Below are 15789 nucleotides of genomic sequence, written 5' to 3' on the forward strand. Positions count from 1 at the left end.
CTTATTCGTTTTCATTGTTAGGAGAAGGTTTTTGGCTGCTTGACTGCCGGGTTTGATTATATTCACCTGTCCAGTGCGGGCGTTTTTTTAGCGCCCACCATGGAGCTCTGATTAAAACATCCTTCATTTCGGATTTTTTCATTGGCGCCATTGGCTGAAGATAGGGGACACCAAAGGAACGGATGGTGCACATATGAATAATAATGGTAAGAAGCCCAAGCATGATTCCAACCAGCCCTAGTGTTCCAGCAAGAAACATAATCGGGAATCGAAGCATTCTGAGGGCGATAGAAGCACTATAGCGGGGGATTAAAAAGGAGGCTATCCCCGTAATTGCCACTACGATGACCATTGGAGCCGATACAAGACCGGCAGAAACCGCTGCTTGCCCGATCACCAATGCCCCGACAATACTGATTGCCGAACCAATATTTTTCGGTAGTCGAATTCCTGCTTCTCGTAATGCCTCGAAGGTCATTTCCATCAGGAGTGCTTCGACCAATGCGGGAAATGGAATCTGTTCTCGAGACTTAGCTACGCTAATCAAAAGAGAGGTAGGAATCATTTCTTGATGGTACGTTAGAATGGCCACATAGACAGAAGGAAGCAGCAAAGCGATTAGTAAAAAGAAATAACGAAGCCAGCGAATCAATGTACCACTGAGAAATCCTTCATAATAATCTTCCGGAGATTGCAGCAATGAATAAAATGTAGTGGGAGCAATTAGGACAAAAGGTGTTCCATCAGTTAAAATAACCACATTACCTTCAAGCAGGCTTGCCGCCGTGACATCTGGCCGTTCGGTATTTAAAATTTGCGGAAACGGGGAATAAGGGTGATCCTTTATAAATTCCTCAATGTATCCACTTTCTAAAACCCCATCGATATCAATCCGGTTTAATCGGTTTTGTACCTCTTCAATGAGTGTTTGATCAGCGAGCCCCTCTATAAACATGATGGCAACTTCCGTTTGACTGTATCTTCCTACCTGAATGGTTTTCATCTTGAGGTTTGGGCTCTTGATTTTTCTGCGGATTAGAACAATATTGGTGCTGATTCCCTCAATAAAGCCATCTCTAGGACCGCGAACAACCGATTCAGCGGTTGGTTCCTGAATCGAACGTTTTTCCCATTTGGATAGTCCGGTGGAGAATCCTGCTGGTTGCTGATCGATTAAAACAACTGGGTTTCCTGATGAAACCTCTTTTACGACAGCATTGTAGGATCTAACCTCATTTACACCTGAAATCGTTAACTTTTTTTTTAGAATGGATTGTACATCTGAGTCCGTTTCCTGTCCCATCAAGGGAAGAAGGACATGCTGGTCGATTTCTTCGATATTTGACATCCCGTCCAGATAAATCAGAACGGCATTGGTTTTGTTGCCAATTAAAAAATAACGAAAAATGATATCGGAGCAATCCTTGTAGATGGATTGCAAGCGCTCGATGTTTTCGGTTAAACAAATGGATAAGGAGCCTTGGTTTTGGATTTCAGGGTCTATGCCCTGGTTATTTTGTTCTACGTTCCATTTTAATCGTTTTTTTCCAAAAGCCATATTCCATTTCTCCAGTTATCGGATTCAATCAGTTGAAATCCCATTTTTTATCTGTTTTAGTATGAATTAGAAAGCAGGATTTTAATCAAGAATATTTTGATTTGGCTAATATTCCCTAAGAACAACTGGAAGAATAGAGCATTATAGAGTTTATTGGTGGGAAAATTGCCGTTAAAAGGGGAAATGCAAATGTCTTTAGAAAACCAGCAGCAACCGTTTTTCAAATCTTATAATATTGATGAAGGAGAATTCAATGAGGCTGGACTTGTTTGGCCGGAAGTTATTCAGATCTACCAAGATTATCTGGAGTTTATTCCTACTTTAAAGGCAGCCACTTCTCCCTTGTTAGCCATTCTTCAAAGTCATCCGGATGTTCACTCGGTTCGGACACGGGTGAAGGATCCGGAGCATTTAGTTGAAAAAATCATTCGGAAGACGATTAGCAAAAAGAAGCTAAATCGGGATTATAAAATTACCGTGGGTAATTACAGAACAGAGGTAACGGATTTACTAGGGATTCGCGTTCTCCATTTATATAAGGATCAAGCGATTCATATTGATGAAAAAATAAGAGATACCTGGAATCTCCATGAACGGGCAAAGATCTATTTCCGTAAAGGGGATTATAATGATGCGGAGATTCGAAAGTATAGCGAGCATTTTGATTTTGAAGAACATCCGGCAGGGTACCGTTCGTGGCATTATTTGATTGAGAGCCAAATTACGAAAGAAATGACGATTGCCGAGATTCAAGTACGGACGATTTTTGAAGAAGGCTGGAGTGAAGTCGACCATCAGCTGCGCTATCCGTATGACCTTGAAAATGAGTTATTAACAAAACAATTGATGGTTTTAAACCGTCTGGCTGGTAATGCTGATGAAATGGTTAATTCAATTCGGGAAACGAAAACGAATTTGCATGATCTTTTGGAGGAAAGAAGGAAACAGGAAGGGATTATTCATGATCTCAGTAATGAGTTAAAGGATTTAAAAAATGAGCTGGAGGAAGTTTACCATAAGAAGGAGATTCAAGAAGGGGATTTAAATTCTTTACGAAAAAAAATAAAGTCCTTGGAAGACTCGCAGAGGAAATTGACCTATTATGATTTTTCGCTTGCCGGCAAGGGAGCGGATGGAGGGACTTTGCCTGTTGTCGAGGGTGGGGATTATGTGAATACGGTAAAAGAGGTGGAGAAGATCCAATTGACTTCTGATCAGTTGAAACTCCATAATCCGCTGCTTCGGGGGTTGGATACGAGTAAACAATAATTTTGTTTTGGAGAGGTGTTAGGGCACTTCTCCTTTTTTTTATTTGTTTCAGTTCTCGACAATTTCATCGACAAAATACTTCCTAGGAAACTAGAAAATGTTCGTTTTCCAAAGGGTGTGTATCGGTTTTAATCAAACGTTTGTGTAGACAGGAGTGGAGTCGAAGGCTGTCGTTACATGGAAATCATACTATCAGGACAGGTTGGTGCATATTCTAGATTGATTAGTTTTTTAAAAGGAGATTTTCATGTATAGGAGATCCGCTCAATTAAAGAGGATTGTTGTTGGAGCTTTGCTGGTTGTAGGTGTTTTTGTTGTTTTTCAAGTGCTTAAGTGGAGTTTTTCTTCTGAGGATAGTCAGGTAAAAGGCGTGGTAGAGGATTTTTATCATTACGAGCAGGATAGTGATTTTGCCGGTTCGTGGGGGTTGTTTCATTCATCAATGAAGGAGAAGTTCAATAAAAGTAATTATATTCAGACTCGGGCGCATGTGTTTATGAATGATTTTGGCGTGGATACTTTCACGTATAAGGTTGGCAGCCCTGAGGAATTGGGGAAGTGGCAGATGTCGCAAAAAGGGCCGTCGTTCCAGCATGTCTATAAGGTCCCCGTTGTTCAAAGCTTTAAAGGGAAATTTGGTAATTTTGATATTGAGCAAAGTGTTTTTGTTGTAAAGGAAAAAGGTGAGTGGAGGATTGTGTGGGATTATGCGAAGTAAATGTGAACATGGGGGGAAGACCCTCATGTTCACATTTTTATCGATTCATGGCATTGCGTATTTCCGGATGATTCATGAGAATTTCATTCCCAAAATAATAACTAATCGAGAGTGCCGCGGCCAAACCGATATAAATTAAAAATAATTTCAGTTTTGTTTTTTTATCTGTTTTATAATAGGTTTCGGTTGTTTGTACATCTTTTTTAAACTTTTCTATTTTTTCTTCTAATTGGAGTAGAATTTGTTGAATTACTTGTTCATTTTCATTTTGAGCTTCTTCGCTTAAAGCAGGGGTACCTGTTATTTGCTGCAGGTAAAGATTCTTTTTCATTTTTTCAACTTCAGAACCTAATTGATCAAAAACCTTCATAATTTCCGGTTGCGAAATTTCCCATTTTGCTTTTCTCATTATTGCTTGGATGGATTCAAGTTGATTGGATTCTTCTTTTAATTTACTTACGAGTAGATCAAGTTTTTCAATTTCTGTTTTATTCGAATGTAAATTTTTTTGTTTTTTATAGATTTTGTACCATTCAATCGAACCTAAGATGACAATCAAAAATCCTATAAAACTTCCAAACTTAATCGAAAATGCCACCAACAACACAATTCCTAAGCCCCATAGCTTGGTGCTGATCCCTGCGGCAATTCTTCCGCCATCTAATGGTGTAATTGGGATTAAATTAAATAAATTAATCGTCCCTCCTAAAATGATGCACAGTGCCCAAAATGGTTCATGTGTGGTGAGATATAAGGGAATGGCAGGCAAAAAAGAAAATAACCCAAATAATGGTCCCATGTAGGCCAAATAGGCCTCGTCTTTTGCACTTTTTGGCATTTCCTTTAAACCAATTGCTGCACCGATAAAAGGGATAAATACTGCTGGGCTGACAGACAGTTTAATCCTCTTGGCAGCAAATAAATGTCCCATCTCATGAACAAACAAGAGATAGACCAGAGCTGCTGCAAACTGCCAGCCAAAAATAATGGCGTAGGTTCCGAGCGTAAGAAACATGCTGATCAGTGTTTGCAGTTTAAGGATTTTAAAAACGACCAAAAGATATTTTAATTTGCCAAGTAATAAGAGTCCTAATGTGCCTAATATGCCCCAAGAAGATTTCTTAACGTTTTTTTTCAAAAAAGCACCTCCTTTTTTAAATTCCTGCTTATAGTTTATTTTATTTAACCTTTAATGATGATTCAGGAGGGCGCTTGCCGTTCTGTAAATCGGCGAGTGTTAAGCCAAAGTCCATTTGTAAATGCGGATAATCTTTAAACTGGGGCCAATCACCGCCCCATTGAAATCCTAAACTTTTTGCGATGGCCACGACTTCTTCCCAATCCGGCCTTCCATTTTGATTTCCATCGTAGTTCCGATCCCAAATCACATGTGCGGAAGAAGTTTTTAGCGCAAAATCAACGGCAAGTCCATAATTGTGAAAAGATTCTCCGCCCCTAGCGTACGTTACAATAGTTCCGCCAGTTGTACGACCTTTTTTATAAAGTTGATCCTGGTCTGCTGCGCTGCGGAATCCATCGGTAATCACAACCGTGATTCCTTTTTCCGCAGTTTGCTGGATTAATTGATTTGTAGCTTCTTTTACCATTGGGTTGAGCCCGGTTGGTAAGGGAACGGGGTGTTTCTCTGTTTGCATTTGAGACGCAATATATAGATAAACGAAAATTGCTAGAAAAAGTATAAACATAAAGCTTCCAAATCGTTTCAGTTTCAAAACTTTAGTTCCTTTCGTATTCCGATTAGTCATTATTTAATACGTAAAATATAGAGTAATTGTTTCATAAGTTTATCTTAATTTCTATTCCTGTGCATTGGAGTCGTTTTATCAACACTAATTTCGATTTTATCGACAATTTGAATGGATATCTACCATAAAAAAAGAAGCATGAAATCATCATGCTCCTCGATCGATTGGTTAGAACCGCGCTGCAAACAGGTTTCGTTCCCAATCACTTACATATTTCGAATACTTGTCCCATTCCGTTCTCTTGATATTGATAAACTCTTCCCAGATGGTTCTGCCGATGGTTTGTGCTAGGACTGAATCTTCGGCTAAGGCGTTAATGGCTTCATTTAGGCTTCTTGGCACCCATTTGATGCCTCTTTCTTTCAATTGGTATTCACTTGCCGTGCTTACATCAAATTCAACTGGCTCACCAGGGTCAATTTGATTCTGAATGCCGCGAAGACCTGCTGCTACAAGGCAGGCAGCAAGCAGATACGGGTTACAAGTCCCATCAGCACCCCTGAATTCGAAGCGTCTTGTCCTTCTTTTTTCAGGAATCCGCACTAATACCGAACGGTTTCCTGAGCCATAACAAATATGTGCAGGAGCAAAGGATCCAGGTTGCATTCGCTTGTATGAGTTAATACTTGGAGCACCAATCGCGATGAGCGAAGATGCATGCTTCAACAGTCCGCCAATAAAGTGGTAGGCTTTTTCAGACATATCCAAACCGCGTTGATCCGTGGAGTCTTCAAAAAGATTCTCGCCTTCATCAAATAAACTAATATGAACATGGAGACCACTTCCGGCATGGTTTTGAAATGGTTTTGGCATTAGGGTGCCTACCAAGCCTTTGTCACGGGCAATCTGTTTAAACAAATGCATGAACGTAACCTGATCGTCAGCGGCTTTTAAGGCATTTGTATATTTTAAATTGATTTCGAGCTGGCCGGGGCCGTACTCGCTTGATAATTGCTCGGTTTCAACGCCCATTGCGTCAAGGGCGTACACAAAGTCTTGAATGAAATCCTCCTGAATATCTGCTCCTTCAATGGAAAAACAGTGGCTATTGTCGGCAGGTTGAAGCTTGCCGTCGACTTCTTTCAGTAAATAAGCCTCTTGTTCAAACGCCATATTCATTTTTCCGCCAAGAAGGGTTTCGACCTCATTGAGCAGCCGTTTTAAAGCACCCCTTGGACAGCCATGCCATGGTTCTCCGTTAATATCGACTAAATCACAAAGCATCCGGGCTGTGTTTTTTCGATAAGGAAGGATCGCAAATGTTTGTGGATCCGGGATAGCAAAGAAGTCCCCATCGTTTGCCCCAAATGCCGGGTTCGGAATATATTCATCAAACACATCGAAGCTCATAATTGCCGTGCTAAAATTAATCCCTTTTTCCATCGCATCTTTTAGCTGGAGCGGACGAATCGTCCGGCCGCGGGTGATTCCCGCATAATCAAGAAATTCAACGCGGATAAATTCGATGTTTTTCTCTTTCACCATTTCTAATACAGTTTCTTTTGTCATCAATTCTTTATCTTTTACTAACATTTTCTTCAACCCCTCTTGATAGTTTCGATAATACGGTTGAGGTAAATAACTGCACCCCGATTGGAATGATGGACTCATCAAATTCAAATTGCGGGTGATGCAAATCAAATGCCTGTTTTCCTTCTAGTGCAGTACCAAGTCTGAAATACGTACTTGGAACCATTTGGGCAAATGCCCCAAAGTCGTCTGCACCCATTGATGGTTCCTTTAACTGAACCACTTTTTCGGAACCAAATAGTTCAGCTGCACACTCCTCAACTGATTTTGTAACCCATTCACTGTTAATGACCGGTGGATGACCATCTTTATAGTGGACAGTGGCTTTTCCGCCAAAGCTTTTTGCAATATTTTCACATAAATTAATGAGTTGCGATTTTAACCTTTTCCTCGTTTCAAACGTAACGGCACGGGATGTTCCTTCCAAAACCACTTTGTCGGCGACGATGTTACTGGCGGTCCCGCCGTTAATTTTTCCAATATGAACGACGACCGGTTCTACCGGATTACTAGATTTTGTTACGAGCGTATGAAGTGCTTGGATAATCTGCGAACTGATGGTAATGGCATCAATCGCTTGATGTGGTCTCGCACTATGGCCGCTTTTTCCTTCAATTTCAATGGTAAAATCATCACACGAGGCTGTAATGGCGCCATATTTAATCCCAATCGTTCCATGTGGCAGGTGCGGCCATAAATGGAGGGCCAGCATTCCGTCTATGGAAGGAGTTTCAAGCACGCCAAGATCAATGAGTTGCTGGGCAGCACCGTCCGCCTCCTCGCCGGGTTGAAAAATGCAGCGAACACGTCCTGAGAATTTGTCCCTTAATCTATGAAGCTGGTAAACGGTTCCGAGGAGAATGGTCGTGTGACCATCATGTCCGCATGCGTGCATGACTCCTTGGTTGGCGGATGAAAAAGGAAGCCCGGTTTGTTCTTGAATGGGAAGGGCATCGATATCAGCCCGAATGCCGATATGAGGGCCCTGTCTGTTCCCGCCTATAATATCAACAAATATTCCTGTTTCTGCAATTCTATTATAAGGAATTCCCCAATCTTCTAATACTCTAGCAATATACCCGCAGGTATTGTATTCCTGAAAGGATAATTCAGGATGTTGATGGAGATGCCGGCGTATCTCAATTAACTTTTGTGTGACCTCTTCGCTTACTTGAATTTGCTCTTTTATGATCATGCTAAAAAACCTCTCACTTACATAGATTCTTTTTTTCTATCAGAAGTAGAAATGGTTCTCGATTTATTGAAAACTTTAAACAGAAGAAAGAGTACGCCCATCCAGATGACGCCGCGTAAAAGGGTCATTGGAGTTCCGATGAAACTGCCGTAAAAGACAATGGCAATTCCAATAAAACCTAGAATCGGAAACAAAGGATAGAGCGGCTGTTTCCATGGGAGCTGAAGAACCTCTGATTTGGCATTTTTTCGATAAAGAACACTTGCAATTAAGGCTAATGTCCAGGAAACCAACCATGCAAATACCAATTGGTTCGATAATTCTACGTAAAGGAAATCCGGATTGATCATCCCTAAGATAATTAAGGCAACCGATGCCGCCCAGACAACGATAATCCCATTGACTGGAGTACCTGTTTTTGGATGAAGACGTCCGAAGAACGCAGGGAGGTATCCGCTTTTTGCCTGTGCGTAAAAAATCCGGGAAGCGGCATATAAGGTCCCCATTAATAAACAAGTGGCTGCAGCAATCCATGCTGTCATATTCATGATATAAGCACCGGCGATACCGAATACTTGATTGGCTGCAACGGTAAATGGCGAATCATCAATCGTCACTTTATTCCACGGGATAATGCCCTGTAAGACAAACTGTGCTGCTGTGTACAAAACTAAGAAGGTAATACTAGACCATACCAATGCTTTCGGAAGATCCTTTGGATTTTTCACCTCGCCGCCAGCGGTTGCTAAGGTTACAGCGCCCAAGTAAGCATAAGTGCCCAATGGAATGGCTGCCCAAAATCCTTTTGATCCGTGTGGCATGAATGGCGTGAAATTATGGATGTTAATATCTTTTAGTCCGATGATGGAGAAAAGAGCCATTACTACTGTCATAATGATGACTAATAGAAGCTGCGTTTTTGCTGCAATTTCGGTTCCAAGAATATTTAATACGGCGAATATCGTCAAGAAAAGGATGGCAAAAAACGCTGGCCATAGATCCCCTTTTAGCTGGGGGAAAAACCACATGGTGATTCTGCCGATTGCGATACCGACGCTGCCGCCGCAAATGACCCAGCCAAGTGCAAAGGCAAATCCGGACAAAAATCCCCACCAACTTCCCATAAACCGTTCGACCCAATGGGACATGGCCCCGGCATTTGGCATTCCTACCGCTAGTTCACCAAGTGCAATCATAAGGAAAAGTTGTGATAATCCAGCAATTCCATAGGCAACGATAGAGCTAGGACCTGCTGTGGCAATCCCTTGCCCCATTAGGAGGAAGATTCCGTCCCCGATTACGGACCCTACCCCAAGGGCCCAAATCGCCCAAAATCCGAGCTTCTTTTGTGGAATCATCTCTGTCACTATTTGCTTATTGTTTGACATACAGCAGCCTCCTTCATGTACTTTTGATAAACATTTTCATAGTTTCGGTATAGGACCATTTTTCCAATGGCCTGTGCGGTTTCGACATCCATGTAGTCTGAATCAACCCAGGAATTTAATACTTCTTCAAAGGACTCTTTAAACAGATGGACGCCCATCCAGTTCATTTCCGGCACGGTAAAGGCATCAGAGCCGTACATTACCTTATCAAATGGCGCAAATTCAAATACTTGAGATAAAATACGTTTCACCCCGTGGCCGCTGAAAGGATTTTGCAAAGAGATATCCATATAGACATTCGGCAGGATGCTGACAATAAAGGCAGCTTCCTCCATCCATGGATAACCGCCGTGAACGAGATGAACTTTGGTATTTTCATATTTTTGATCGCGGAGCATGTCGATGAGGAAGCTGGGACTTGCTTTCGAAAGGACGACTTCTCCGTCACCGACACCTGTGTGAATATGCATGACCTTGTCAGCCTTCGTACATTCTTCCATTGCTATATGCAGGCAATAGTCACGGAATTTTTTTACAACGGCACGGGTATTGAGTTTGAATTCCGCGTATTCTGCTGCCGCAGCCTGCTCATCCATTGGAGCGATTTCCAATCCGCTTCTGTAGGCAATAATCGATTTTAATCCAACAATTCCTTTTGTATTTAACGCCTCTGTCAGATTTGCACGATATTTTTCGTTGAAGTCAGCAAAGGATTCACATTCTTGACTGAGCTGAACCATGGCAGGTTCGATTCGGTGGATTTCCCAGATACGGGCTCCGCAAAGGTCGGCATATTCTGCTTTACTTAATGGAGGCTGCGGATAACCGAAATCACCGACAACACCTGTCAGTTTTGCATCCGAAAAAAGATCGTGAGTATATTTTTTAAAATCGACTGCCCTCGCATTGCGCTGTTCGACTACCGCTTCAAGGGTTGGCTCACATGAAAAATATTTTGCTAATCGTTTAACAAGGATTTGCATCCACATGTTGGTTCCAGGGAAGGGTTGTTTTGGTAGTCTTTCATAATCGGCAGGTATTTGGTTAGGAATAACAGCTAAGGACAGCTTTCTGACAAATTCTTCTGGTGTATATGGTTCTGGGTTTGCTGTGTAGGGGTGTGCATGAACATCAATGGCTTGAACGTCTTTTAAAGATACTTTCATCATTCGTTAATTCCTCCTTTACGGTTTCACTATGAATACTAGCAAGTTTTATGCCAACCTGTTTTGAATATTCAGAATTAGGGGAATCATGGCTATACTAGGAAAAGTTGAATGCTACTGTCCGCAAAAAATTTTTGATAGAAAAAAATTTTTCGGAAAATATTTTTCTATTTTTCATATTAGATTGAAATTTCTGTTTTATCAATCTTTAAATATGTTACTATTTTGGTAGAAAGAGCTTGCGTTTTGAAGAGTGACAAATTTTTTTCACTTAGAATTTTCCGGAAAAAGTGGTGATAAGAGTGGATAAGCAGTTTCATTTATCCTTTTTAGATGTTTGGAATCATTCGTTTGAAAGTATAATCTTGTTCAGCGAACAAGGAGTAATTTTGTCCTTAAACCGTCCGGCAGCACGTTTGTTTTCGGAAAGTCCCTCTACGCTAATTGGTGCTTCGATTCATGAGTTGATTCCATCCGAGGATTTTAAAAAATGCCTTCAAAAGAATGGGAAAACAGGAGTTTCTATACTTTTGGGGACCAAACAATTAGTAGCAAACATCTCCTTTTTTGAAAATTACGAGATGTACCTGCTGTTTTTAAAGGATATTTCGCAAGTTCAGATGCTGCAGCATCAAATTCAGGAATTGAAGAAAACGAAGCAATTATTCGATTTGATTCTGGATCAATTAGAAGAGGGAATCTCTGTTATTGATGAACATGGGAGGATTCTCTTTTATAACTTTAAAGCAGGTGAGATGGATACATTGGAACCGGAGGCGGTTCGAAATAAAAGGGTACAGGATGTTTGGAATGTCGATGAAAATACAAGTACCTTATTGACTTCGCTTCGAACGAGAAGGACTCTTCATCACAGGGAAACGAAATTTTCCTCAAACGGGAAGGCGATTACCACGTTAGCTCGGACTGTCCCGTTGATGCTAGATGAAAATGTTGCGGGTGCTATTGAAATTTTGAAAGATATCACTGAGAAAAAGCATCTTTCCGATACCATCTTACAGCTGCAAAAACAGGGTAAGGGAGATTTAGAATCGACAAATCCTATCTCTTCGCAGAAAAATAATACCCGGTTTCAGTTTGAAGACATTATTTTTTCGAGCAGAGAGATGGCTCAGTCGGTTGAGCAGGCTCGCCGGTCGGCAAGGTCAAAATCCAATATTCTCATCGTGGGTGAAACAGGGACGGGCAAGGAGCTGTTTGCTCAGAGTATCCATAATGAGAGTCCGAGAAAAGACAAACCGTTTATCGCGCAAAACTGTGCGGCGCTTCCGGAGTCTTTGCTTGAAAGTTTGTTGTTTGGAACAACGGCAGGCAGCTTCACCGGTGCTGTCAACCGTCCGGGTCTTTTTGAACAGGCTCAGGGCGGGACGCTTATGCTCGATGAAATCAATTCGATGAGTATTAACCTTCAGGCGAAGCTGTTGCGGGTGATTCAGGAACGGAAGGTACAGCGGCTAGGTTCGACAAAGGTTATTGATATTGATGTAAGAATTGTTGCGACGATGAATGAGGAGCCATTAGAAGCGATTGCCAACCAAAGGCTTCGGGAGGATTTATATTATCGGCTTGGTGTGGTGAATCTCGTGATTCCGCCTTTGCGAAATCGAAAGGAGGATTTACGGGTATTAATTGATCACTTTATTACGAAGCATGCTGAACTATTAGATGTACGTGTTGACGGGTTGGACCAGGATGTTTTTCATTATTTTATGAATTATCAATGGCCTGGGAATGTCAGGCAGCTAGAGCATGTTATTGAAGGGTGCCTTAACCTTGTTTACGATGAGCGAACCATCAGCTTCAATCATTTACCGCCTATTATTAAAAATAAAATTCAGCAGGCGGAGCGCGCTTTAGGTCATGAATCCTTATCGTCGTTTTCAGGAAGTCTCCCTGAACAGATTGAAAGGGTGGAGCGCGTCATGATTGAACAGGCGGTGAATCAGGCGCAAGGCAATATTACGAAGGCAGCGGAACAACTGGGAATTTCAAGGCAAAATCTCAATTATAAGCTGAAAAAATATCAGATTTTCTTTTGAGGGGGAGAGGGTTTGGATACTTCATTTCTTGATGCTGAAGGTCAAGTGATTGCGGACAGTTTAAAAATTCGTTTTTACCCTATTGCTGTTAAGGCTGCAAAGGGTACGCGGGTGATCGACCAATCTGGAAAGGAATATTTAGATATTGCGGCCGGCTGGGCTGTTGCGAATATTGGTTATGGACATCCTCGTGTGAGTGCGGCGATTAAAGAAAAATATGATAGCTTATCGTTTACTTCACAGCTTTCCGCTCCCGAGTCGACGATGGTTTCTTTGGCTCGGAAATTAATTGAGATTACGCCGGGTGATTTTTCTAAAAAGGTTTGGTTTGGCCATTCTGGATCTGATGCGAATGATTGTATTGCAAAACTGGTTCCGCTTGAAAAGAAGCGGTCCAGAATGATTTCTTTTATGGGTTCGTATCATGGGCAGACGATGGGTTCGCTTTCGCTCTCTGGGCATCCCGCCCAAGCGGGTTTTGTTGGCAGCGGCAATGTGGTGAAAATTCCTTATCCGAATCCCTATCGACCGCTATTTGGGGAGACGGACCGTCTGACGGATCAGGTTATTGGATATTTAGAGGAAGAAGTGTTTAAGACGATTTGTCCGCCCGGTGATACGGCTGGAATTATTATTGAGGGAATTCAAAGTGATGGTGGGCTGATTGTTCCACCGGATGATTTCTTGCCACGGCTTGAGGAGGTCTGTAGGCGCTATAGTATTCATCTCATTTTTGATGAAGTGAAAGTAGGGCTCGGGCGGACGGGTAAGTGGTTTTCGTTTGATCATAGCGGGGTTGTTCCGGATGCTGTTGTGCTTGGGAAGTCACTTGGAGGCGGGTTGCCAATTAGTTCGGTTGTAGCCAGAAGAGAAATTCTTGATGCGGGCACGGGGATCCATATGTTTACAATGAGTGGGAATCCTGTCTGTAGTGCTGCATCGCTGGAAAGTTTGCGGATTATTGAAGAGGAACAGTTAGTTGAGAATGCTAGGGTTAATGGGGAATATTTTATTGGTCTGTTAAAAGGTCTCCAGGAGAAGTATGAATGGATTGGGGATGTTCGTGGAAAAGGGCTTGCGATTGGTGTTGAGTTGGTGGAGGACAGGGTAACGAAAAAGCCAGCTGCTGAAAAAACGGCTGCTATTTGTTACCGATGCTATGAGCTTGGACTGCTCGTCTTTTACGTAGGCATCCACAGTAATGTCATTGAAATCACCCCGCCTCTCACCATCACTAAACAAGAAATCGAATTAGCGGTACTCATACTCGACCAAGCCTTTTCGGACTTGGAACAGGGGAAAATTAATCTGGATTTAGTGAGGGAGTATGGTGGGTGGTAGTTGAGAGTCTGACATCCTGCTGGGTTGAAAAGTGTTATGACCATTAAGATGGAAAACTCGAAACTAAAAATCGAAATGCCAACAGAGGCTGAGTCTTTGTTGGCATTTGTCTAATTCTTGTCTAATTTCGTTAAACCAAGTGCTCCGTTATCCCATAATATTTTTTCAACGGTTTTCCATTGATCTTCTTCACACCGAATCATCAAAACGATTTCAGAACTAATGTTTTTTGACCCGCTTTTTCCCTTTTTTACAATCAATAGTTTTAGAAGAAACCCTAAAAGAAGACCGGAGATAGCTCCGATAATTCCCCATATAATCGGGCCCCATTTTAGAATAAATCCATAGATAGATCCCAGAAGCATGAAACAGGTCCCGAGGATAGCCGCACCATCAAATAGACTCAATCCATCCGCTCTATGGATGGTATCGAACAATTGTCTCTTCCCGGTTCTTTTATCAAGCGGAGCAGCAAGGATCTTTTCATTCGTAAGGCCATTTTGTTTGAGTTCTGTAATCGCTAATTCGATAAAAATTGAATTTTCGTAGGTAGCAATTACTAACATAGTATTCACAATCCTTTATAGGGGAGTTTTAAAATGAATTTTTTGATAGTTTTTTCGTAAATATGCGGCCATTTCTTTTTCGAACAGTTTATTGTTTTCGACTGCAGAAACATAGGCATCGTAGATGATGAAAAAGTAGATGGATGGAAAATAAAGTGCCCATTGCATATTAATCGTCTCTTTAGCCTGTATAAAATCGCCTAGCATGGATAAGTGGATTGCGTAAAGAATATGACCGTAATAACAAATCCCGACGGTATAAATAAAAATAAAGAATCCTGAAACTACATTATGCAGATAAAGATGACCGAGACCAGGGAACAAGGCGGACCAGACTAAAGCTAGCCAAGGCTTCCGTTTATCTAAGTAGTTCATATCCCAAGAGCCCAGTTTAATATTTAACATGGGGGCATCCTCGTAATCCGCCAATACATATTGTTTGTTTAAGTCAATGGTGGTCCGATATCCGTCCCATATCCCGAACATATAAATGGCTATATAGAGAATTAACCACTTTTCATCTAGAACTTCTTTGGCTTTGTCAAAATCACCTAATAAGGAATAGAGAATTCCTAGGTTTACTTTTGCCATCCCGTTTATAAAGGTTTCCCATAGAATCAAAATAAACCCTACTATATAGCGATGCTGCATAAGGTGCCCAAAGCCAGGATAGGAAAAGGAAAAAAAGGCAACAACCCAAGGGTTTTTTAAATGAAGTTGACTTGTTGTAAATTGGGAAAGGTATGCCCTTTGTCTTCGAAAGGGAGGTATTTGGTTCATGATCTGTTGCCCCTTCATAAGATTAAGATTTATTATTTTATTAATCACCAATATTTGTAATTTTCATCCATGCAGGATTTTAATTTGTTAATGTTTATTGAATTTGAACTCTTGGACAGGTTATTTGAAACTAAATCGTAAGTTTTTTTGAAAAGTGGTTGACTTATGTATAGCAATCTAGTAATATTAGTTCTTGTCGCCGAACAAACAAGTGCGATTAACAGAAAAATAAAACACTCTGAAAAAAAAGAGTTGATATTGATGAATGATTCTGTTAAGATAGTAAACGTCGCTGATTCAGGCGGGAAATTATTTTAGAAAAATATTTGACACGCTGAAGATGAGATGATATATTGATATCCTGCTTTAAAAATTGCTCTTTGAAAACTAAACAAACAAAAACGTCAACAAACAATAATAATCGTGTTTCTTCTATTATATAGAGAACATGAGCC

At 41.2% G+C, this 15789-nt stretch carries 14 protein-coding genes; 4 read left to right on the forward strand and 10 right to left on the reverse strand.

What is annotated here, in order from left to right:
- Window position 1 precedes the first annotated feature (1 nt).
- Window positions 2-1558, reverse strand: a complete 1557-nt coding sequence (locus tag ACFQZ9_RS25330; protein WP_498946165.1) for a spore germination protein — start codon at window positions 1556-1558, stop codon at window positions 2-4.
- 189 nt (window positions 1559-1747) lie between these two features.
- Between ACFQZ9_RS25330 and ACFQZ9_RS25335 the strand changes: the two genes are divergently transcribed.
- Window positions 1748-2827: a RelA/SpoT-related domain-containing protein gene (locus ACFQZ9_RS25335; RefSeq protein ID WP_198313756.1), complete on the forward strand. Its 1080-nt coding sequence runs from the start codon at window positions 1748-1750 to the stop codon at window positions 2825-2827.
- Between the two features lie 247 nt (window positions 2828-3074).
- A complete protein-coding gene (locus ACFQZ9_RS25340; RefSeq protein WP_498946166.1) occupies window positions 3075-3545 on the forward strand; it encodes a hypothetical protein in 471 nt (156 codons plus the stop codon).
- Window positions 3546-3582: 37 nt separating this feature from the next.
- Here the strand turns inward: ACFQZ9_RS25340 and ACFQZ9_RS25345 are convergent, their stop codons facing one another.
- The 6 genes from ACFQZ9_RS25345 to ACFQZ9_RS25370 all read right to left on the reverse strand — a co-directional run bounded on the left by ACFQZ9_RS25345 (window position 3583) and on the right by ACFQZ9_RS25370 (window position 10593).
- On the reverse strand, window positions 3583-4683 hold the full coding sequence (locus tag ACFQZ9_RS25345; protein ID WP_498946168.1) for a site-2 protease family protein: 1101 nt from the start codon (window positions 4681-4683) through the stop codon (window positions 3583-3585).
- A 40-nt stretch (window positions 4684-4723) separates the two neighbouring features.
- Entirely contained in the window at window positions 4724-5278 is a 555-nt protein-coding gene (locus ACFQZ9_RS25350; RefSeq protein ID WP_498946169.1) for a M15 family metallopeptidase, read from the reverse strand.
- 201 nt (window positions 5279-5479) lie between these two features.
- Complete coding sequence (locus tag ACFQZ9_RS25355; RefSeq protein ID WP_232490280.1) at window positions 5480-6844, reverse strand: glutamine synthetase family protein; 1365 nt, start codon at window positions 6842-6844, stop codon at window positions 5480-5482.
- Window positions 6828-8036 (reverse strand): M20 metallopeptidase family protein, encoded by a 1209-nt coding sequence (locus tag ACFQZ9_RS25360; RefSeq protein ID WP_498946170.1) that lies wholly within the window; start codon window positions 8034-8036, stop codon window positions 6828-6830. Before ACFQZ9_RS25360 ends, ACFQZ9_RS25355 begins: the two co-directional genes overlap by 17 nt.
- A gap of 17 nt (window positions 8037-8053) precedes the next feature.
- Entirely contained in the window at window positions 8054-9424 is a 1371-nt protein-coding gene (locus ACFQZ9_RS25365; protein WP_498946171.1) for an APC family permease, read from the reverse strand.
- Entirely contained in the window at window positions 9403-10593 is a 1191-nt protein-coding gene (locus tag ACFQZ9_RS25370) for an amidohydrolase family protein (RefSeq protein WP_498946172.1), read from the reverse strand. The genes ACFQZ9_RS25365 and ACFQZ9_RS25370 overlap by 22 nt, the downstream gene beginning before the upstream one ends.
- Window positions 10594-10892: 299 nt before the next feature.
- Between ACFQZ9_RS25370 and ACFQZ9_RS25375 the strand changes: the two genes are divergently transcribed.
- Both ACFQZ9_RS25375 and ACFQZ9_RS25380 read left to right on the forward strand, forming a co-directional pair.
- Window positions 10893-12647 (forward strand): transcriptional regulator, encoded by a 1755-nt coding sequence (locus ACFQZ9_RS25375; protein ID WP_498946173.1) that lies wholly within the window; start codon window positions 10893-10895, stop codon window positions 12645-12647.
- Window positions 12648-12659: 12 nt separating this feature from the next.
- Window positions 12660-13988, forward strand: coding sequence for an aspartate aminotransferase family protein (locus tag ACFQZ9_RS25380; RefSeq protein ID WP_498946174.1), 1329 nt, complete (start codon window positions 12660-12662; stop codon window positions 13986-13988).
- Window positions 13989-14098: 110 nt separating this feature from the next.
- On the opposite strand, the gene ACFQZ9_RS25385 is transcribed toward ACFQZ9_RS25380, so the two are convergent.
- From ACFQZ9_RS25385 to ACFQZ9_RS25395, 3 genes are all read right to left on the reverse strand, one after another.
- Complete coding sequence (locus ACFQZ9_RS25385; RefSeq protein ID WP_498946175.1) at window positions 14099-14554, reverse strand: hypothetical protein; 456 nt, start codon at window positions 14552-14554, stop codon at window positions 14099-14101.
- Window positions 14555-14569: 15 nt separating this feature from the next.
- Window positions 14570-15334 (reverse strand): hypothetical protein, encoded by a 765-nt coding sequence (locus ACFQZ9_RS25390; protein ID WP_498946176.1) that lies wholly within the window; start codon window positions 15332-15334, stop codon window positions 14570-14572.
- A gap of 274 nt (window positions 15335-15608) precedes the next feature.
- The coding region (locus ACFQZ9_RS25395; RefSeq protein ID WP_498946177.1) for a hypothetical protein at window positions 15609-15789 on the reverse strand (181 nt) is incomplete at its 5' end.

It is taken from the genome of Neobacillus sp. GCM10027624, from assembly GCF_042675345.1.
GTDB lineage: Bacteria > Bacillota > Bacilli > Bacillales > Cytobacillaceae > Neobacillus > Neobacillus cucumis_D.